General features: G+C 59.3%; 21 protein-coding genes. 15 read left to right on the forward strand and 6 right to left on the reverse strand.

The annotated features are described in order from the left end of the window. Positions 1 to 51: 51 nt before the first annotated feature. The 11 genes from N8H22_RS14600 to hisC all read left to right on the forward strand — a co-directional run bounded on the left by N8H22_RS14600 (position 52) and on the right by hisC (position 8,621). Positions 52 to 867 (forward strand): ATP-binding cassette domain-containing protein, encoded by an 816-nt coding sequence (locus tag N8H22_RS14600; protein WP_264591234.1) that lies wholly within the window; start codon positions 52 to 54, stop codon positions 865 to 867. Beyond that, positions 860 to 1,657 (forward strand): lipid asymmetry maintenance ABC transporter permease subunit MlaE, encoded by a 798-nt coding sequence (mlaE, locus tag N8H22_RS14605; protein ID WP_264591235.1) that lies wholly within the window; start codon positions 860 to 862, stop codon positions 1,655 to 1,657. Before N8H22_RS14600 ends, mlaE begins: the two co-directional genes overlap by 8 nt. Beyond that, positions 1,657 to 2,115: an outer membrane lipid asymmetry maintenance protein MlaD gene (gene mlaD / locus N8H22_RS14610; RefSeq protein ID WP_264591236.1), complete on the forward strand. Its 459-nt coding sequence runs from the start codon at positions 1,657 to 1,659 to the stop codon at positions 2,113 to 2,115. The genes mlaE and mlaD overlap by 1 nt, the downstream gene beginning before the upstream one ends. A 12-nt stretch (positions 2,116 to 2,127) precedes the next feature. Further along, positions 2,128 to 2,775, forward strand: a complete 648-nt coding sequence (locus tag N8H22_RS14615; protein ID WP_264591237.1) for an ABC transporter substrate-binding protein — start codon at positions 2,128 to 2,130, stop codon at positions 2,773 to 2,775. Then, entirely contained in the window at positions 2,768 to 3,097 is a 330-nt protein-coding gene (locus N8H22_RS14620) for an STAS domain-containing protein (RefSeq protein WP_264591238.1), read from the forward strand. Before N8H22_RS14615 ends, N8H22_RS14620 begins: the two co-directional genes overlap by 8 nt. After that, positions 3,094 to 3,585 (forward strand): phosphate-starvation-inducible PsiE family protein, encoded by a 492-nt coding sequence (locus N8H22_RS14625; RefSeq protein ID WP_264591239.1) that lies wholly within the window; start codon positions 3,094 to 3,096, stop codon positions 3,583 to 3,585. Before N8H22_RS14620 ends, N8H22_RS14625 begins: the two co-directional genes overlap by 4 nt. 99 nt (positions 3,586 to 3,684) lie before the next feature. Beyond that, positions 3,685 to 3,924, forward strand: coding sequence for a BolA family protein (locus tag N8H22_RS14630; protein WP_264591240.1), 240 nt, complete (start codon positions 3,685 to 3,687; stop codon positions 3,922 to 3,924). Between the two features lie 115 nt (positions 3,925 to 4,039). Beyond that, positions 4,040 to 5,305 carry a UDP-N-acetylglucosamine 1-carboxyvinyltransferase gene (gene murA, locus N8H22_RS14635; RefSeq protein WP_264591241.1) on the forward strand — a complete coding sequence of 422 codons (1,266 nt, stop codon included), beginning with the start codon at positions 4,040 to 4,042 and terminating at the stop codon, positions 5,303 to 5,305. A 78-nt stretch (positions 5,306 to 5,383) separates the two neighbouring features. Next, positions 5,384 to 6,016, forward strand: a complete 633-nt coding sequence (hisG, locus tag N8H22_RS14640) for an ATP phosphoribosyltransferase (protein WP_264591242.1) — start codon at positions 5,384 to 5,386, stop codon at positions 6,014 to 6,016. Positions 6,017 to 6,189: 173 nt separating this feature from the next. After that, positions 6,190 to 7,500 carry a histidinol dehydrogenase gene (gene hisD / locus N8H22_RS14645; RefSeq protein ID WP_264591243.1) on the forward strand — a complete coding sequence of 437 codons (1,311 nt, stop codon included), beginning with the start codon at positions 6,190 to 6,192 and terminating at the stop codon, positions 7,498 to 7,500. A 71-nt stretch (positions 7,501 to 7,571) separates the two neighbouring features. Then, on the forward strand, positions 7,572 to 8,621 hold the full coding sequence (hisC, locus tag N8H22_RS14650) for a histidinol-phosphate transaminase (protein WP_264591244.1): 1,050 nt from the start codon (positions 7,572 to 7,574) through the stop codon (positions 8,619 to 8,621). A 54-nt stretch (positions 8,622 to 8,675) separates the two neighbouring features. On the opposite strand, the gene algW is transcribed toward hisC, so the two are convergent. Then, positions 8,676 to 9,842 carry a Do family serine endopeptidase AlgW gene (algW, locus tag N8H22_RS14655; RefSeq protein WP_264591245.1) on the reverse strand — a complete coding sequence of 389 codons (1,167 nt, stop codon included), beginning with the start codon at positions 9,840 to 9,842 and terminating at the stop codon, positions 8,676 to 8,678. Between the two features lie 203 nt (positions 9,843 to 10,045). Between algW and N8H22_RS14660 the strand changes: the two genes are divergently transcribed. The 3 genes from N8H22_RS14660 to cysN all read left to right on the forward strand — a co-directional run bounded on the left by N8H22_RS14660 (position 10,046) and on the right by cysN (position 13,794). Then, entirely contained in the window at positions 10,046 to 10,804 is a 759-nt protein-coding gene (locus N8H22_RS14660; protein ID WP_264591246.1) for a Nif3-like dinuclear metal center hexameric protein, read from the forward strand. Between the two features lie 162 nt (positions 10,805 to 10,966). Further along, a complete protein-coding gene (gene cysD / locus N8H22_RS14665; protein ID WP_264591247.1) occupies positions 10,967 to 11,884 on the forward strand; it encodes a sulfate adenylyltransferase subunit CysD in 918 nt (305 codons plus the stop codon). 11 nt (positions 11,885 to 11,895) lie between these two features. Then, complete coding sequence (cysN, locus tag N8H22_RS14670; RefSeq protein WP_264591248.1) at positions 11,896 to 13,794, forward strand: sulfate adenylyltransferase subunit CysN; 1,899 nt, start codon at positions 11,896 to 11,898, stop codon at positions 13,792 to 13,794. 78 nt (positions 13,795 to 13,872) lie between these two features. On the opposite strand, the gene N8H22_RS14675 is transcribed toward cysN, so the two are convergent. The 5 genes from N8H22_RS14675 to N8H22_RS20080 all read right to left on the reverse strand — a co-directional run bounded on the left by N8H22_RS14675 (position 13,873) and on the right by N8H22_RS20080 (position 17,539). After that, entirely contained in the window at positions 13,873 to 14,769 is an 897-nt protein-coding gene (locus N8H22_RS14675) for an ABC transporter ATP-binding protein (protein ID WP_264591249.1), read from the reverse strand. Beyond that, positions 14,766 to 15,413 carry a hypothetical protein gene (locus N8H22_RS14680; protein WP_264591250.1) on the reverse strand — a complete coding sequence of 216 codons (648 nt, stop codon included), beginning with the start codon at positions 15,411 to 15,413 and terminating at the stop codon, positions 14,766 to 14,768. Before N8H22_RS14680 ends, N8H22_RS14675 begins: the two co-directional genes overlap by 4 nt. A 190-nt stretch (positions 15,414 to 15,603) precedes the next feature. After that, positions 15,604 to 16,413 (reverse strand): ABC transporter permease subunit, encoded by an 810-nt coding sequence (locus tag N8H22_RS14685; RefSeq protein ID WP_264591251.1) that lies wholly within the window; start codon positions 16,411 to 16,413, stop codon positions 15,604 to 15,606. Positions 16,414 to 16,867: 454 nt separating this feature from the next. Beyond that, a complete protein-coding gene (locus tag N8H22_RS14695) occupies positions 16,868 to 17,323 on the reverse strand; it encodes a hypothetical protein (protein WP_264591252.1) in 456 nt (151 codons plus the stop codon). A gap of 30 nt (positions 17,324 to 17,353) precedes the next feature. Next, the gene (locus tag N8H22_RS20080; RefSeq protein ID WP_272890827.1) at positions 17,354 to 17,539 is read right to left on the reverse strand and encodes a prepilin-type N-terminal cleavage/methylation domain-containing protein; all 186 of its coding nucleotides are present in this window, start codon (positions 17,537 to 17,539) and stop codon (positions 17,354 to 17,356) included. A gap of 418 nt (positions 17,540 to 17,957) precedes the next feature. Here N8H22_RS20080 and pilB point away from each other — a divergent pair, with 418 nt between their 5' ends. After that, entirely contained in the window at positions 17,958 to 19,661 is a 1,704-nt protein-coding gene (pilB, locus tag N8H22_RS14705; protein WP_264591253.1) for a type IV-A pilus assembly ATPase PilB, read from the forward strand.

The raw sequence follows: 19,661 nt of genomic DNA on the forward strand, positions 1-19,661 counted from the left end.
CCGGCGCGGTCGGGAGCCGTCTGTTTCGCAGACTGCATGCAAGGAGACCAGATGAGCGCCTGCAACGACTACGCCGTCGAGCTGAAGGGAGTGACCTTCATGCGTGGCGAGCGGAGTATCTTTGACAACGTCGATATCGCCATTCCGCGAGGCAAGGTCACCGCTATCATGGGGCCGTCCGGGTGTGGCAAGACGACGTTGCTGCGCCTGATTGCCGCCCAGCTGATGCCCTCTCATGGCGAGGTCTGGGTAGCCGGCAATAACCTGCCGAGCCTGTCGCGCAGCGAATTGTTCGACATGCGCAAGCAGATGGGGGTGTTGTTCCAGAGCGGTGCGCTGTTCACCGATCTCGATGTGTTCGAGAACGTCGCCTTTCCGCTGCGGGTGCATACCCGCCTGCCGGAGGAGATGATCCGCGACATCGTACTGATGAAACTGCAGGCGGTTGGCCTGCGTGGCGCCATTGAGCTGATGCCTGACGAGCTTTCCGGTGGCATGAAGCGGCGGGTCGCTCTGGCACGGGCGATTGCTCTGGACCCACAGATTCTTATGTATGACGAACCCTTCGCTGGCCAGGACCCCATTGCCATGGGGGTGCTGGTGCGCCTGATTCGTCTGCTCAACGATGCGCTGGGGATTACCAGTATCGTCGTGTCGCACGACCTGGCCGAAACCGCCTCCATTGCCGATTACATCTATGTAGTAGGGGATGCGCAGGTGCTGGGTCATGGCGCGCCGGCCGAACTGATGGAATCGGATAATCCTCGCATTCGACAGTTCATGAAAGGCTCGGCCGATGGGCCGGTGCCGTTCCATTTTCCTGCGCCGGCCTATGCTGACGATCTTCTGGGGGGCGTCGATGCGTAAGCGTTCCTTGTTTGATCGGGTCGCCCTGCTTGGGCGCGCCGGCCTCGATGTGCTGGCGGCGCTGGGGCGTTCGACAATATTTCTCGCGCGGGCGCTGTTCGGTCGCAGCGGACTGCACAACGGTCTGACGTTACTGGTCAAACAGTTGTATTCGGTCGGCGTGCTGTCGCTGGCGATTGTCGTGGTTTCCGGCATCTTCATCGGAATGGTGCTAGCGCTGCAGGGCTACAACATCCTTAGTAGCTACGGCTCTGAGCAGGCAGTCGGACAGATGGTGGCGCTGACCTTGCTGCGCGAACTCGGACCAGTAGTCACGGCACTGCTGTTTGCCGGTCGCGCCGGGTCCGCACTGGCGGCCGAGATCGGCAACATGAAGTCCACCGAGCAGCTGTCGAGCCTGGAGATGATCGGTGTCGATCCGCTCAAGTACATCATCGCGCCGCGCCTGTGGGCGGGGTTCATTTCCCTGCCCTTGCTGACGCTGATTTTCAATGTGGTCGGTATCTGGGGCGGCGCAATGGTTGCCGTGGACTGGCTCGGCGTCTATGAGGGCTCGTTCTGGGCCAACATGCAGAACAGCGTCGACTTCCATTCGGATGTGCTCAATGGCGTGATCAAGAGCTTGGTGTTCGCGCTGGTAGTGACCTGGATCGCGGTGTTCCAAGGATACGACTGCGAACCGACCTCCGAAGGCATTAGCCGGGCTACCACGCGCACCGTGGTGTACGCGTCGCTGGCGGTGCTCGGCCTCGATTTCATTTTGACCGCGTTGATGTTTGGAGATTTCTGATGCGTATCCGCACACTGGAAATGGGTGTCGGGCTGTTCCTGCTGGCAGGCTTGCTGGCGCTGCTGTTGCTGTCGCTACGGGTAAGCGGGCTGAACGTCGGTAACGCCGATACCTACAAATTGTATGCCTATTTCGACAATATTGCCGGATTGACGGTCAGATCCAAGGTGACCATGGCCGGCGTCACCATCGGCAAGGTCACTGCCATCGATCTTGATCGCGATAGCTTCACCGGGCGCGTGACGATGGAAATTCAGCAGGACGTTGACATGCTGCCAGCCGATTCGACCGCATCGATTCTTACCGCGGGACTGCTTGGCGAAAAGTACATCGGAATCAGCGTGGGCGGCGATGACGAGCTGCTGGCCAACGGCGATACGATCAGCGACACCCAGTCTTCGCTGGTGCTCGAGGATCTGATCGGCAAGTTCCTGCTCAACTCGGTTAACAAGGAATAAGGAGTGCTTCGAATGATGACTGTCCTGCGTCGTGGCCTGCTGGTGCTGCTGGCGGCACTGCCGCTGTTCGCCCAGGCTGCGTTGAGTCCTCATCAGCTGATCCAGAAGACCACCGATCAGCTGCTGGCCGACCTGAAGGCCAACAAGGAGCAGTATCGCAACAATCCTTCGGCATTCTACGAGGCGTTGAACGAGATCCTCGGTCCGGTGGTGGATGCTGAAGGCATCTCGCGCAGCATCATGACCGTCAAATACTCGCGCAGTGCTACGCCCGAGCAGATGACGCGCTTCCAGGAGAACTTCAAGCGCAGTCTGATGCAGTTCTATGGCAATGCACTGTTGGAGTACAACAATCAGCAGATTCGCGTGCTGCCGCCGAGCGGCAAACAGGATGACAAGCGCACCAGTGTCGGCATGGAAGTGGTGGGGCGCCAGGGCGAGATCTATCCGGTGTCGTACACCATGGTGAAGGACGGGGAGTGGCGCGTGCGCAACGTGATCATCAATGGCATCAACATCGGTAAGCTCTTCCGCGACCAGTTCGCCGATTCGATGCAGAAGAACGGCGGTGACCTGGATCGGACCATTGATGGTTGGGCCGAGGTCGTGGCGCGTGCCAAGGACACTCCGGCAGGTCAGCAGGCCGCCGGCGATGAGTGAGGGCCGTATCGACGTTGGCAACAATGGCGAGCTGCGGCTGGGCGGGGTGCTCGATTATCGCAGTGGCCCGCTCTTGCGTGAGCAGGGTCGGGGGCTGATTCTCGGTGCTCCGGATACCGCGCTGGTCGTGGATTGCTCGGCGGTAGAGAAGTCCAGCAGCGTGGGGCTCTCCCTGCTGTTAGCTTTCATGCGTGACGCGAAGTCCGTCCGTCGCCCGGTGCACATCAGCGAACTGCCGAGCGACATGCTCGAGATCGCCAAGGTGTCCGGCTTGCTGGATGTTCTGCCGCTGGATGCGGCGACGCAGGAGCGTCTCAAATGAGTCTGCGCTGGGCTGAGAGCATGCGGGACAAGGTTCATGGGCTGGCCGAGTCGCTGGGCAACTTGCTGGTCGAGAGCTTCCACTACCTGGCGCTGTTCGCCATCGGTGCGGTGACGGCCTGGGCGGCGGTCATGGCCTTTCTGGGCATGGTGGACAAGGGTAACGTCACGGTCGATGACATCCTGCTGTTGTTCATCTATCTCGAGCTCGGTGCCATGGTGGGGATCTATTTCAAGACCAACCACATGCCGGTGCGCTTTCTGATCTACGTGGCGATCACCGCGCTCACCCGTCTTCTGATCTCCGATATCTCCCATCATCATCGGCCTGATATGGCGGTGGTTTACGTTTCCGGGGCCATCCTGCTGTTGGCATTGGCGATTCTGGTGGTGCGCTTTGCCTCTTCGCGTTTTCCCGCGGTGCAGGGCGACGGCCATCGGCATCGCGAGCAGCGCCATGACGGGGCTGCGGCCGAAACACTGGATTGAGACGTCTCTGTCGGATCGGTGTGGATCGGGGTTCGCAGCCTCAGGGCTTTTTTGTATGATGGCCGGCCCGCGCGCGTCCGGCGCCGATTGAGGTTGAACATGCAGGCCCTAGAAGTGAAAAATTTCCTGGAAGAGAAGATTCCAGGTGCCCAGGTAGAAGTCGAAGGCGAAGGCTGCAACTTTCAGTTGAATGTCGTCAGCGACGAACTGGCTGCACTGAGTCCGGTCAAGCGCCAGCAGCAGGTCTACGCGCATCTCAACCCCTGGATTGCTGACGGCAGCATTCATGCGGTCACCATGAAGTTCTTCAGTCGCGCCGACTGGGCCGCGCGCGCCTGACAAGGCTCAGCCGAGCAGATACAAAGAGATATTTTCAGGCCGAGCGCGTTCCGTCAGCGATGAGCGCGCCGCCCCCTTCGACAGGTCTTCCAGCCTGCAGGCTACGGGAACATCCATGGACAAACTGATCATTACCGGCGGTATTCGCCTCGATGGCGAGATTCGCATTTCCGGGGCGAAGAACTCTGCCCTGCCGATTCTCGCAGCGACCCTGCTGGCCGACACGCCGGTCACCGTATGCAATCTGCCGCATCTGCACGACATCACCACGATGATCGAGCTGTTCGGTCGCATGGGTGTTCAGCCGATCATCGACGAGAAGCTGAGCGTCGAAGTCGACGCCAGCAGCATCAAGACGCTGGTCGCACCCTATGAGCTGGTGAAGACCATGCGCGCTTCAATCCTGGTGCTGGGGCCGATGGTCGCGCGTTTTGGTGAGGCGGAAGTCGCGCTCCCCGGCGGTTGTGCGATCGGCTCGCGGCCGGTCGACCTGCACATTCGCGGCCTCGAAGCGATGGGTGCGCAGATCGAGGTGGAAGGCGGCTACATCAAGGCCAAGGCACCGGCCGGCGGCCTGCGTGGCGCGCACTTCTTCTTCGATACCGTCAGCGTGACCGGCACCGAGAACATCATGATGGCCGCGGCGCTGGCCAACGGCCGTAGCGTGCTGGAAAACGCTGCGCGCGAGCCGGAAGTCGTCGACTTGGCCAACTTCCTCAACGCCATGGGTGCCAAGGTTTCCGGGGCTGGCACCGACACCATCGTCATCGATGGCGTCAAGCGTCTCGGTGGCGGCCGCTACAGCGTGATGCCTGACCGCATCGAAACCGGCACCTATCTGGTGGCGGCCGCGGCGACTGGCGGCCGGGTGCGCCTGAAGGACACCGACGCGACGCTGCTCGAAGCCGTGCTGCACAAGCTGGTCGAGGCCGGCGCGCACATCGATACCGGCAGCAACTGGATCGAGCTGGACATGAAGGGTAAGCGGCCTAAGGCAGTCAACGTGCGTACCGCACCCTATCCGGCATTCCCCACCGACATGCAGGCGCAGTTCATCGCGCTGAACGCCATCGCCGAAGGCACCGGCACGGTGATCGAAACAGTGTTCGAGAACCGTTTCATGCACGTCTACGAGATGAACCGCATGGGTGCGCAGATTCTGGTCGAGGGCAATACGGCCATCGTCACCGGCGTCGAACGCCTTAAGGGTGCGCCCGTTATGGCGACCGACCTGCGGGCATCCGCGAGTCTGGTCATCGCCGGCCTGGTGGCCGAGGGCGACACGCTGATCGACCGCATCTACCACATCGATCGCGGTTACGAGTGCATCGAGGAAAAATTGCAGTTGCTGGGTGCCAAGATCCGTCGCGTGCCGGGCTAGGTTGCACGACACGGTTGGCTGCTAGCGGATCCCCGGCGCGCCGGGGATCCATCCCCGGTTCCAAAGGAAATCTGCTCCATGCTCACCATCGCGCTGTCCAAAGGCCGCATTCTCGATGACACCTTGCCGCTGCTGGCCGAGGCCGGCATTGTGCCGACCGAGAATCCGGACAAAAGCCGCAAGTTGATCATTCCGACTACGCAGGATGACGTGCGCCTGCTTATCGTCCGTGCCACCGATGTGCCGACCTATGTCGAGCATGGCGCTGCCGACCTCGGGGTCGCCGGCAAGGATGTGCTGATGGAGTATGGCGGGCAGGGGCTATACGAGCCGCTGGATTTGCGCATAGCCAATTGCAAGCTGATGACTGCCGGCAAGGTCGGTGCGCCGGAGCCGAAAGGCCGGTTGCGGGTGGCGACCAAGTTCGTCAATGTCGCCAAGCGCTACTATGCCGAGCAGGGGCGGCAGGTCGACATCATCAAGCTCTACGGTTCGATGGAACTGGCGCCGCTGGTCGGGCTCGCCGACAAGATCATCGACGTGGTGGATACGGGCAACACACTCCGTGCCAATGGGCTCGAGCCGCAGGAGCTGATTGCGACGATCAGCTCGCGATTGGTGGTCAACAAGGCTTCGATGAAGATGCAGCATGCGCGGATTCAGGCGCTGATCGACTCCCTGCATGCGGCCGTTGAGCGACACCAACACTGATCTTCCGCGTGGCCGTGGCCGCGCCCCCGCCTATCCGTGTCATAGCCGAAATTCTCAGGTGCCCGCACGGCCGGCTTGGTAATCTAGCGGCGCCTGAGAGCCTGATCTTCGAATCGTTGCAGTCGCAACGATCACGAGCAGTTTCCGATGCTTAGCCAATCACGAGGCCCGCTATGACCGCTCCCAACGCTATTCGCCGACTCAACGCTGCAGATGCTGATTTCGGCCAGCATCTTGACCATCTGCTGAGCTGGGAAAGCGTGTCTGATGACGGCGTCAATCAGCGGGTCCTGGAGATCATCAAGGCCGTGCGCGAGCGCGGCGATGCCGCACTGGTTGAACTAACCGAGCGTTTCGATGGCCTGGAAGTCGCCTCCATGGGCGATCTGATTCTGCCGCGCGCGCGACTCGAACAGGCCCTTGAGCGCATCACGCCGGCGCAGCGCGAAGCGTTGGAGATTGCCGCTGAACGCGTGCGCGCCTATCACGAGAAACAACGCCAGGACTCCTGGAGCTACACCGAGGCGGACGGCACCGTGCTCGGTCAGAAGGTCACACCGCTGGATCGTGCCGGGCTCTATGTGCCCGGCGGCAAGGCGTCCTATCCGTCCTCGGTGCTGATGAATGCGATCCCGGCCAAGGTTGCCGGTGTCCCAGAAGTCGTAATGGTAGTACCCACGCCGCGCGGTGAGATCAACGAGCTGGTGTTGGCCGCTGCCGCCCTGGCTGGGGTCGACCGGGTATTCACCATCGGTGGCGCCCAGGCGGTTGCCGCCCTGGCGTATGGCACCGAGAGCGTGCCGCCGGTGGACAAGATCGTCGGCCCGGGCAACATCTACGTTGCCACTGCCAAGCGCCATGTGTTCGGCAAGGTCGGTATCGACATGATCGCTGGGCCTTCGGAGATTCTTGTGGTCTGCGACGGTCAGACCGATCCGGACTGGATCGCCATGGACCTATTTTCTCAAGCCGAGCACGACGAGGATGCCCAGTCGATCCTGGTCAGCCCGGACGCGGCGTTCCTCGACAAGGTCGCCGAGAGCATCGCGCGGTTGCTGCCCACCCTGGAGCGTGCCGAGATCGCGCGTACATCCATCCAGGGGCGTGGCGCGCTGATTCAGGTCGCCGACATGCAGCAGGCCATCGAGGTGGCCAACCGTGTCGCTCCCGAGCATCTGGAGCTGTCAGTGGAAAACCCCGAGCAGTACCTGCCGCAGATCCGTCACGCCGGGGCGATCTTCATGGGGCGCTACACCGCCGAGGCGCTGGGTGATTACTGCGCCGGCCCCAACCACGTACTGCCGACTTCAGGAACTGCGCGCTTCTCCTCGCCGCTGGGTGTGTACGATTTCCAGAAGCGCTCCTCGATCATTTACTGCTCGGCCGAAGGGGCGTCGAACCTGGGTAAGGTCGCGTCGGTCCTCGCCCGTGGCGAGTCGCTGACTGCCCATGCCCGCAGCGCCGAATACCGGATCAAAGAATGAGTGCTGTGGGTGCGGCTAAGCCGTTCACCCGCGGTCGATAGATCGAGCGAATTTCGAGGAGTGAAAGGGCAATGAGCAAATTCTGGAGCCCCTTCGTCAAGGACCTGGTGCCTTACGTGCCGGGCGAGCAGCCGAAGCTGAATAAGCTGGTCAAGCTCAACACCAATGAAAATCCCTATGGCCCGTCGCCTCGCGCGATCGCGGCGATGCAGGCGGAGGTCAACGACAACCTGCGCCTGTATCCGGACCCCAACGGCGAGCGCCTCAAGCAGGCGGTCGCCGACTACTACGGCGTGCAGCCGAACCAGGTGTTCGTCGGCAATGGCTCCGACGAGGTGCTTGCACACGCCTTTCACGGTTTGTTCCAGCATGGCCGTCCGCTGCTGTTCCCCGATGTGACCTACAGCTTCTATCCGGTCTATTGCGGGCTCTACGGCATCGCCTACGAGACCGTCGCGTTGAATGCGCAGTTCCAGATCGAGGTAGCCGACTACGATCGGCCGAACGGCGGCATCATCTTCCCCAACCCGAACGCGCCGACTGGCTGCCTGCTGGCGCTGGATGCCATCGAGCGGCTGTTGCAGGCCAACCCGGACTCCGTAGTGCTGGTGGATGAGGCCTATGTCGACTTCGGCGGCGAGTCGGCCATTGCATTGGTCGATCGCTACCCGAATCTGCTGGTGGCGCAGACCCTCTCGAAGTCACGCTCACTGGCCGGCCTGCGCGTCGGCCTCGCGGTCGGTCATCCCGACCTGATCGAGGCGCTGGAGCGGATCAAGAACAGCTTCAACTCCTATCCGCTGGACCGAATCGCCATTGCCGGCGCCGCCGCTGCATTCGAGGATCGCGAGTATTTCCAGGAGACTTGCCGTCAGGTCATCGCCAGCCGTGAAGCGGTGGTCGATGCGTTGCGCGCGCTGGGTTTCGACGTGCTGCCGTCGGCGGCGAATTTCATCTTCGCCCGGCATCCGCAGCGCGATGCGGCGCTTATCGCCGCGGGCCTGCGGGAGCAGGGCGTGATCGTGCGGCACTTCAAGCATCCGCGCATTGAGCAGTTCCTGCGCATCACCATCGGTACGCCGGAGCAGAATCGGGCGCTGTTGGATGCGCTGGCTCGCTGAGCCCGCCCGCCATGCTATGCGTGTCGACGATCGCTGGCGATCAGCGGCGCGCTGCTATTCAGGGCTGGTGGCGCTGGGGCTGCTAGCCGCCGGCGGGCGCACACCCACTTCTGCAGTGAGGGTCAGTGGCTTGCCGTTACGCAGGATGTCGATATCGATCTCGTCGCCCGGACGTGTACGCGCGACCTGATTCATTGACGTGCGGCCGTCGCTGGCCTGTTTGCCATCGATGCTCAGAATCAGGTCGCCAGGCTGCAGGCCGGCGCGTTCCGCCGGACCATCGCGATAGACTCCGGCGACGACGATTCCCGGCCGCCCTTCCTGACCGAACGATTCGGCCAGCTCCTGGGTCAGCGACTGCACCTCGACGCCTAGCCAGCCGCGAATCACCTGGCCATGTTCGATGATCGAGTTCATCACCTCCAGTGCCAGCTTCACCGGAATTGCGAAGCCGATACCCTGCGAGCCGCCGGACTCCGAGATGATTGCGGTATTGATGCCGATGAGGTTCCCGGCGGCGTCCACCAAGGCTCCGCCGGAGTTGCCGCGGTTGATCGCCGCGTCAGTCTGGATGAAGTCCTCGTAGGTATTCAGCCCCAGCTGGTTGCGGCCGGTGGCGCTGATGATCCCCATCGTAACCGTCTGGCCGACGCCGAACGGGTTGCCGATGGCCAACGTGACATCGCCGATGCGGATGCTGTCAGACTGCCCGACCTTGATCACTGGCAACTCGGCTAGGTCGATCTTGAGAACCGCCAGATCGGTTTCCGGGTCGCTGCCGATGACGCGTGCGAGGGTTTCTCGGCCGTCGCGCAGCGCTACCACGATCTGCTCAGAGTTGGCGGTGACATGATTGTTGGTCAGCAGATAGCCTTCTGGACTCATGATCACCGCCGAACCGAGGCTGGACTCCATGCGCCGCTGGCGTGGCAGGTTGTCGCCGAAGAATCGCTGGTATACCGGGTCCTTGGCCAGCGGTTGCTGCTGCGGCTTGTCGATCACCTTGGTGGTGTACAAGTTGGCCACCGCTGGCGCCGCGCCGCTGACCGCCGCGGCATAGGAGTATGGCCCTTGCGTTGGCGTGAGGGCCTGCGGCGCCCGCTCCAGGGTGTAACTGTCAGCCGTGCCGCCGACCAGCTGCGGATAGCGCTGGATGATCAGCAGGGCGGCGAGTATGCCTACCAGCAGCGGCCAGCCAATAAAACGCAGGGCATTGAGCATCGCAAGGGGTCCGGACAGGTTGCGAGCGCGAGGAGCGCCCCTTAAGGTGGCGGCATTATACGAAGCTGCAGGCGAAATGCAGCTCCGCGCTGCACGTCAGTGAAGAGCCCGCCACAAAGTGAGTGTGAGCCAGTGCGGCGCAGCTCCGTGCGCTGATCCGGAACCGTCCGGCTGACGTGCCCCACCGATTCGAGAGGTTACCCATGACCGTTGAGCTGACGAAGCTGGTCGAAGAGTGTGATCGTTATCTGAATGTTGCGAGGATCGTCGACTACTGCCCCAACGGCCTGCAGGTCGAAGGACGGTCTCAGGTCCGTCGCATTATTAGTGGCGTTACCGCGAGCCAGGCGCTGCTGGACGCGGCGGTCGAGGCGCAGGCCGATGCGATCCTGGTGCATCACGGTTACTTCTGGAAAAACGAAGATGCCCGCATCGTCGGTATCAAGCAACGCCGACTGAAGACCCTGCTGAACAACGACATCAGCCTGTTGGCCTACCACCTGCCGTTGGATGTGCACCCGGAGGTCGGCAACAATGTGCAGCTTGCGCGCGTACTCGGCCTGGTCGCGGAGGGGGCGCTGGAGCCGGATAATCCGAGATCGGTCGGTCTGGTCGGCTCGCTGCAGACGCCCATGATGCCGGCGGATTTCGGAAAGAGGGTGCAGGACGCGCTTGGTCGCGAGCCTCTGCTGATCGATGGTGGGCGTCCGATCAGGCGCATCGCCTGGTGTACGGGCGGCGCCCAGGGCTATATCGGGCAGGCGGTAGCTGCTGGAGTGGACGCATACCTGACCGGTGAGGTATCCGAGCCTACCGTGCACATCGCCCGCGAGAACGGCTTGAGCTTCATCGCCGCGGGACATCACGCTACCGAGCGCTACGGCGTGCAGGCGCTCGGCGAGTATCTGGCGACGCTGTTTGCCATCGACCATCTGTTCATCGATTGCGACAACCCGGCCTGAGTCGTTCGTTCGCTACGTCGCAAAGCCGAGTAGCAAGGATCGCAGCTATAAAACTATAAGATTTCGATCTAAAAGGCGTCCTGATTAGAATCTGGCCGCGTGCTAGAGTTGGCGCCTCTCCACGGCCCCCGGCCGTTCCATCTGCACAATCCGTGAGTAGCCATGGTCGACAAACTGACGCATCTGAAACAGCTGGAGGCGGAAAGCATCCACATCATCCGCGAGGTGGCTGCCGAGTTCGGTAACCCGGTAATGCTTTACTCCATCGGCAAGGATTCGGCCGTGATGTTGCACCTGGCGCGCAAGGCCTTCTACCCCGGCAAGCTGCCCTTTCCGGTGATGCATGTTGATACGCGCTGGAAGTTTCAGGAGATGTACCGCTTCCGCGAGCGCATGGTCGCCGAGATGGGCCTGGACCTGATCACCCACGTCAACCCGGATGGCATCGCCCAGGACATCAACCCGTTTACCCACGGTAGCGCCAAGCACACCGACGTGATGAAGACCGAGGGACTCAAGCAGGCACTGGACAAGTACGGCTTCGATGCGGCCTTCGGTGGTGCGCGCCGCGATGAAGAGAAGTCACGCGCCAAGGAGCGCGTCTGTTCCTTCCGCGACAGCAAGCACCGCTGGGATCCAAAGAACCAGCGTCCCGAGCTGTGGAACGTGTACAACGGCAAGGTCAAGAAAGGCGAGTCGATCCGCGTTTTCCCGTTGTCCAACTGGACCGAACTGGACATCTGGCAGTACATCTATCTGGAGCAGATTCCGATTGTGCCGCTGTACTTCGCCGCCGAACGCGAGGTGATCGAGAAGAACGGCACGCTGATCATGATCGACGACGAGCGCATCCTCGAGCACCTGTCCGATGACGAGAAGGCACGCATCACCAAGAAGATGGTGCGTTTCCGCACCCTCGGCTGCTACCCGCTGACCGGCGCGGTGGAGTCCACGGCGACCACGCTGCCGGAAATCATCCAGGAAATGCTGCTGACCCGTACATCCGAGCGCCAAGGCCGCGTGATCGACCACGATCAGGCCGGCTCGATGGAAGAAAAGAAACGCCAGGGCTACTTCTAAGGATTCGCACCATGTCTCACCAATCCGATCTGATCAGCGAGGATATCCTCGCCTACCTGGCGCAACACGAGCGCAAGGAACTGCTGCGCTTCCTTACTTGCGGCAACGTCGACGATGGCAAGAGCACGCTGATCGGCCGTCTGCTGCACGATTCAAAGATGATCTACGAAGATCACCTGGAAGCCATCACCCGCGACTCGAAGAAGGTCGGTACCACCGGTGACGAGGTTGATCTGGCGTTGCTGGTCGACGGTCTGCAAGCCGAGCGCGAGCAGGGCATCACCATCGATGTTGCCTATCGCTATTTCAGCACAGCCAAGCGCAAGTTCATCATCGCCGACACCCCCGGCCACGAGCAGTACACCCGCAACATGGCCACCGGCGCATCCACCTGCGACCTGGCGATCATCCTGGTCGACGCTCGCTACGGCGTGCAGACGCAGACGCGCCGCCATAGCTATATCGCCTCGCTGCTGGGCATCAAGCACATCGTTGTGGCCATCAACAAGATGGACCTGATGGACTTCGATCAGGCCGTATTCGAGCGAATCAAGGCTGACTACTTGGCGTTCGCCGAGCGTATTGGGCTGCAGTCGACCTCGCTATTCTTCGTGCCGATGTCGGCGCTCAAGGGCGACAACGTGGTCAACCGCAGCGAACGCGCGCCCTGGTACGACGGCCAGTCGCTGATGGAGATTCTCGAAAGTGTCGAGATCGCCGGCGATCGCAATTTCGACGATCTGCGTTTCCCGGTGCAGTACGTCAATCGTCCCAATCTGAACTTCCGTGGCTTCGCCGGTACGCTCGCCAGCGGCATCGTGCGCAAGGGCGACGAGATCGCCGTCCTGCCGTCCGGCAAGACCAGCCGAATCAAATCCATCGTCACTTTCGACGGTGAGCTGGAGCAGGCCACCCCGGGCGAGGCCATCACCCTGACGCTGGAAGACGAGATCGACGTCTCGCGCGGCGATATGCTGGTGCATGCCGACAATCGTCCGCGCATCGCCGACAGCTTCGACGCCATGCTGGTGTGGATGGGCGAGGAGCCGATGCTGCCGGGCAAGAAATATGACATCAAGCGCGCCACCAGTTATGTGCCAGGCTCGATAGCCAGCATCACTCACAAGGTGGATGTGAACACGCTGGAGAAGGGCGTGGCGAGCAGCCTGCAGCTGAATGAGATCGGCAAGGTCAAGGTCAGCTTGGATGCGCCGATTGCGCTGGACGGCTATGCGCAGAACCGCACGACTGGCGCCTTCATCGTCATTGATCGCCTGACCAATGGCACCGTCGGCGCCGGAATGATCATTGCCGAACCGGTTGCTCACGGCACAGGCGACCATCACGGGGCCCTAGCTCATGTCTCCACCGAAGAGCGCGCCGCGCGATTCGGCCAGCAGCCCGCGACTGTGCTGTTCACCGGCCTGTCCGGCGCCGGCAAGAGCACGCTGGCCTATGCCGTGGAGCGCAAGCTGTTCGATATGGGCCGCGCGGTATACGTCCTCGACGGCCAGAACCTGCGTCACGACTTGAACAAAGGGCTACCGCAGGATCGCGCCGGGCGCACCGAGAATTGGCGTCGCGCAGCGCATGTAGCACGGCAGTTCAACGAGGCAGGCCTGCTCACGCTGGCCGCTTTCGTTGCTCCGGATGCTGAAGGTCGCGAGCAGGCCAGGGCGCTGATTGGTGATGATCGACTGATCACCGTCTACGTCCAGGCCTCCCCGCAAGCCTGCCGCCAGCGCGATCCGCAGGGTTTGTATGCGGCGGGCGGGGATAATATTCCGGGCGAGTCGTTCCCCTACGATGTGCCGCTGGGTGCTGACTTGGTGGTTGATAGCGAAATGACGTCCCTGGAAGAGGGCGTCAGGCAGGTGATGAGTCTGTTGCGCGATCAAGGCGTTGTCTAAAGACAGCTTGGTAGAAAGAAAGCCCCGCGGATGCGGGGCTTTCTTTTGTGCGAGAGAAACCTGTTTGCTGCTGAGTGGTCAATTAGCTTCTTCGAGAATTCGGAAGAATACGGTTTCCAAGGAGACGGCCGGCTGAAGGGCGAGCAAATGCCCGCTGGTGTTATTCAGCTGAGCGATAAGTTCAGGCAGCCTGGATTGCTCAATCTCGCATTCGAACTCCCCGGGGCGCAGAACGGTACAGCCTGCAGTGAGTGGGAGGTCAGCTTGGTACCGGATGATGAAATGACCAGCTCGCTCCGCAGCGAGCTCTCGAGGGGATCGGACCGTCAGTAACTGGCCTTTATTGATGAAACCGAAGCGGTCGGCGATTCGCTCGACGTCGTGCAGCACATGCGAGGTGAAGAAGATTGCGCCGCCCTGTTTTTTGTAGTCGTTGAGGATGTCGACCACATCTTTACGACCTACAGGATCCAGTCCAGAGAGCGGCTCGTCGAGAATCAACAGTCGCGGCTCTACGACCATCGCGTGGGCCAGGGCGGTTCGCTGCACGTTACCTTTGGAGAGCTGGCGAATCCGTCGCTTGGCGTACTCTGCGATGGAAAATCGCTCGAGCCATTGCATACACCAGGCATCGGCGTCGCTGCGCTTGATGCCGTACATGGACAAGCCCATGCGCAGGATTTCCAGTGGAGTGAACTGATCGTACAGTGCAGGTGCTTCGGGTACATATGCCAAGCCCTGACGTGCCTCAGCACGGTGAGCGTCCGTGCCGTAAATTGTCACCCGACCCTGATAGTCATTGATGATGTCTAGCATGATCTTGATTGTGGTGGACTTGCCTGCGCCATTGGGGCCGACAAAGCCGAACACCTCGCCCTCGGAAAGGCTAAAGCTCACATCGCGAACTGCTTGTACCTGTTTGCCTTTCGTCTTGAAGGTATGGCTGACACCCTGAAACTCAACGGCAGCGCTCAAGGCTGTTCCTCCAGTCCGGCGATCTTCAGTTTTTTCAGCTCGATGCGCCCGTCGCGAAGCTCGTAGCCGAGGCGGAGAGGGTCGTGAGGCAGCTCATTAATAATGCCTAGATCGACCAGCAGTTGGAGTTCTCGTAGCGGACCATGTACCGCTTCGTAATCATGCTGGGCGGTGCGCAGGTCGATTAGGCCCTGTAAGCGGGTGACTCGCTTGTCCAACATGTCACGTAGTTTCTGATCCGTTGCGCTGTCGCGTTGCTGGGTCAAGTAATTCAATGCCAGATGCTCGTCGGCAAGTTGCTCTGCCCGAAGCATCACCGCCAGCTTGCGCATGGCCGCGGCGTTGCCTGTCGAGCGCTTCGCACCGATCTCCAGCACGCGGGCGGCGGCTTCGTTGTCGTGCTGGAAGAATGAAAGATTGATGCCATAGAAGAACGGCGGGAACTCGTCCCAGAAGCGGCATTCGACGGCAGCGCGCAACACCTCGTTGCCCTGTTCTACCGCGCCGCCCCAGGTGAGCAAACCGTTGGCCAGATAATAGTTGTCTTCATGGCAAGGATTCAGGCGGGCTACTTCGCGTTGAGCTCGGACCAGATAATCAATATCGGTACCCCGGTCATTGATTCCGGTGGTGGCGAGGCGCATGGCCTCCAAGTTCGCGGTCAGAAAACGGTCTCCGCCATACAGCGCAAGCAAAATAGGTGCAGAGATAACGACCCGATCTTTTGCAATCGGAGGCGTCAATTGTGGTGGGAGCTGGGTACGCCAGAATGCAGTACCAAAAAACAGGGTAAAGCTCAGTAATGCTAGTAGTGGGGCACAACGCTGCCTCATATCAGGAAAAGCGCTTGCGATTGAGTGCCCATGTTGCCAACGCGAGCAAGCCGATCACGTAAGCGAGGGTGGATACAACTAGCCAGCCCCAGTCTGCTGGCAAGAACTGCATCTTGCCGTACAGTGCGATCTCTCGGACATCTAGTGCGCCGAGATCGGGTAGCAAATAGCCCAGTAAAGTAAGACCGGAGCGGTAGCTTTCTGGGTCTTCGACCACGTAGCTGCTGCGCGTCAATAGCTCGATGATGGTAGAGAACGAGCGGGCGATCAGCATAAAACCGACGGTGCCGAGAAGAACGAGACTGGGTGTGGATGCAACAACTGCTATAAAGGTTGCTAATGCTGATAGCAACAAGATATCTAGTCCAATGAAAGTAATAGTGATCATGTAAGGAAGGCCAAGCGAAACGGGGCTAGCCTGTGCATAGTCCTTTTCAGCGGTCCAGGCAAGTAGAGCGAGGGCGCCTGCGAGTAGTATCAATAAACCTAAGGTTAATGTTGTAGATGCCAAAAAGCGACCAAGTAATAGCCTGCGCCGTGAGTGTGGGTAAGAAAACGTATTGAGAAAGTAGCGCCGGTCGAATTCTCGAGATAGTAAATCTTGTGTCGTTAGGATCAACACAAACGGTAATAATAGGCGGATCATCGAAAGGCCAACATCTAGTGCTACAGTTGCTGGTTGGCGGCCGCTGAACTGTGCAGATAGGGATGCTGCTAGGATTAATAAAACGAGAGCGCCGCTAGCCAACCAGACGAAGTTCGTGCGGAAGGAAAGTTGCAAGCCAATCGCGATATTGGTTGAGGTTTGCATAGAATATTTTCAATTAACGCAACGGCGTTCCTACGCGCTGATCTGCCTGGCTTTGAGGTATGTCTCGGCGGAACATGTCGGTCGCGGAACCTGGACAATTTACTGCTTCTATAAACTCTGCAAGTTGGACGGGTTGCAGGGCTTCATCGCTAGCAATTGATGATCTTAAGATGGGGCGACTGATCAGTCAACGACTTAATGTCCTGCTCAGCGCGCTAGATTGGCAGTCATTGTTTGAATCGAGTTCTTTGCGTCGGCTTGAGCTTGCGCATCATTACTTCTGCTTTTGTATTCGTAGTATTGGGGTGTGGCGATTGCTACGAGGGTTGCGATAATTGCCAAAACTATCAAAAGTTCTATCAGTGTGAAAGCTGACTCCTTGCTTGTTTCGGGCATGATTTAGGCTCTATAAAGTTTAAGGCTGGAGGGGCTTCCCTCCAGCCTAATGCTTCAATTAATCATTAAAGTGGCTCAGGCCGCCTACTTGCGCGTCGCTACAGGAGCCGCCGAGGTCGGTCGCGCTAACGGAGCCACCGCGACTGTTTGCTACAAATGCACGGTAGTCAGTAATTTCGAATGTCTGACCAGCGGTGCCGTCGCAGCCGGGGCCGTTATATGTCGGATTACCAGAAGCATCTTCACCAGTAACGGCGCAGGATACGTTTGTTGGCTTGCGGCTACCAGATTTATGGCAGGTCGCGACTTTGATCGCGCTGCTTACTTCGGTGCAAGAATAAGCGCCATAGACGTCTTTGGAGAGGTTCAGGCTTACGTTATCGCCCAGCAGTACGCAATCTCCAGCATCTCCGCCAGTAATTGGTTGACCGGATTGGATGGCGGTGCCGGCAGCCATAACGCTAGATGCGCTCATGCTAAGGGCCAGAATCAGTGCAGAAGCTTTAATATTCATAAATTTTATCCTCTTGATTCAGTCTGCGTTTTAGCGTTGGGCAGCGGTCATTACGCTGATGCTATTTTTGGCATCAGCCTGAGCGGTAGAGTCGTTGGCCTTGGCGCGATATTCGTTGAATTGCGGAATGGCAATGGCAGCCAGAATGCCGATGATCGCAACCACGATCATCAGTTCAATGAGAGTGAAACCTTTTTGCTTCTTGATGGACTTCATGGAAAAGCTCCTATGTTGGTAAGGTCCTAGACCCGGCAAAAGAGCAGCAGCTTCTGTGCCAATCAAGTCGTGGGATTTTGTTGCTGCCGAATGATGTGCAGTGGTTCGCTGTTTGTGAGGTGTTTCAATGATGGTGGTCCGAGTGCCGGGCTTGCAGTTCGTTCACCAAAGGCCGCCATTTCCAGCGGCCTTCAAGGCGGAGGCGTGTCGAGGAGGCGTAGGTCTCGTCATTCTTGCGGTCACCCGAACTGGGTGTACGACAAGCTGCAATCCGTAAGCGAGATTAGTTAAATTTGCTAACGTGGTTTGGCGTCTGCGGTCAGTAGCTGACAAAAAATGCCACTTTGTTTTGATGGATTTTGCTCATGGCCGGAACTGCGTTATAAGGCAGCGATTCTTTCAGTCTCGGTTGAATCCCATGAACGAAACTGTTCCTCTCGGTGGTCTCGCGCGGCAGCTCGTCCTGTCGGGTCAGTTGGACGAAAAAGCGGCAGCGCAGGCTCACCTGCAGGCTCAACGCAATCAGGTGCCGCTGGTGACCTGGCTGGTTCAAAACAAACTGGTCAAAGGGCGGGTGCTGGTTGACATCGCGGGTGAGCAGTTTGGCGTTCCAATTTTTGATCTAGGGGCGCTAGACAGGGAAACCCAGCCGAAGGATCTGGTTAGTGAGAAGCTCGTTCGTCAGCATCGTGCGCTGCCGTTACAGCGTCGTGGTAACAAGCTGTATGTGGCGGTCTCGGATCCGACCAATCATCAAGCGATCAGTGATATTCAATTCAACACCGGGCTTTCAGTCGAGGCGGTGTTGGTCGAGGATGACAAGCTCGGTGAGGCCATTGAAAAGTTCTTCGAATCCGCTAGTACGGCGCTCGATGGTTTGAGCGGCTCGGATCTTGATGATCTGGATATCGAGGTAAGTGCAGAGACGAAGGATGACGCAGGCGAGCATAACGAAGCCGATGATGCTCCTGTTGTCCGCTTTGTTAACAAGATGCTGCTGGATGCAATCAAAGGTGGTTCATCCGATTTGCATTTCGAGCCTTATGAAAAGAGCTACCGCGTGCGCTTCCGTACTGACGGTATGTTGCACGAAGTGGCTCGCCCGCCCGTGCAGTTGGTCAGTCGAATCTCCGCGCGCCTCAAGGTGATGGCGAGTCTCGACATCGCTGAGCGGCGCAAGCCGCAGGATGGACGCATCAAGATGAAGGTCTCTAAGACCAAGTCCATAGATTTTCGCGTCAATACGCTACCCACGTTGTGGGGCGAGAAAATCGTGATGCGGATTCTGGATTCATCCAGTGCCAAGATGGGTATTGACGCTCTGGGCTACGAGGACGATCAGAAAGAGCTTTATATGAATGCTTTGAAGCAGCCGCAGGGCATGATCTTGGTGACCGGGCCGACCGGTTCGGGCAAGACGGTGTCGCTATACACGGGCTTGAACATTCTCAATACGGTCGATGTGAATATCTCTACGGCGGAAGACCCGGTAGAGATCAACCTTGAGGGTATCAACCAGGTTAACGTCAATCCGCGGCAGGGAATGGATTTCGCTCAGGCGCTACGCGCGTTTCTGCGTCAGGACCCGGATATCATCATGGTGGGGGAGATTCGGGATCTCGAAACTGCCGAGATAGCCATCAAGGCAGCGCAAACTGGTCACATGGTGATGTCCACGTTGCACACCAACAGTGCTGCGGAAACGCTCACCCGTCTTCGAAACATGGGCGTTCCGGCGTTCAATATCGCAACCTCCGTAAATCTAATTATCGCGCAACGACTGGCACGCAAGCTTTGCCCGAGCTGCAAGCAGGAAATTGATGTGCCGCGTGACGTGCTGCTCAAGGAAGGATTTCCAGAAGAAAAGATCGGCACTTTCAAGCTGTACGGTCCTGTGGGCTGCGATAGCTGCAAGGGTGGGTACAAGGGCCGTGTCGGTATTTATGAAGTGGTTAAAATCACGCCGGCTCTGCAACGGCTTATCATGGAAGAAGGTAATTCCATCGATATCGCCTTGCAGGCGCGCAAAGATGGTTTCAATGATTTGCGTATTTCGGGGCTGGTAAAAGCCATGAACGGCGTCACCAGTCTGGAAGAAGTCAACCGCGTGACCAAGGATTAA

Source organism: Stutzerimonas sp. S1 (assembly GCF_025966695.1).
In the GTDB taxonomy this organism is placed as follows: domain Bacteria; phylum Pseudomonadota; class Gammaproteobacteria; order Pseudomonadales; family Pseudomonadaceae; genus Stutzerimonas.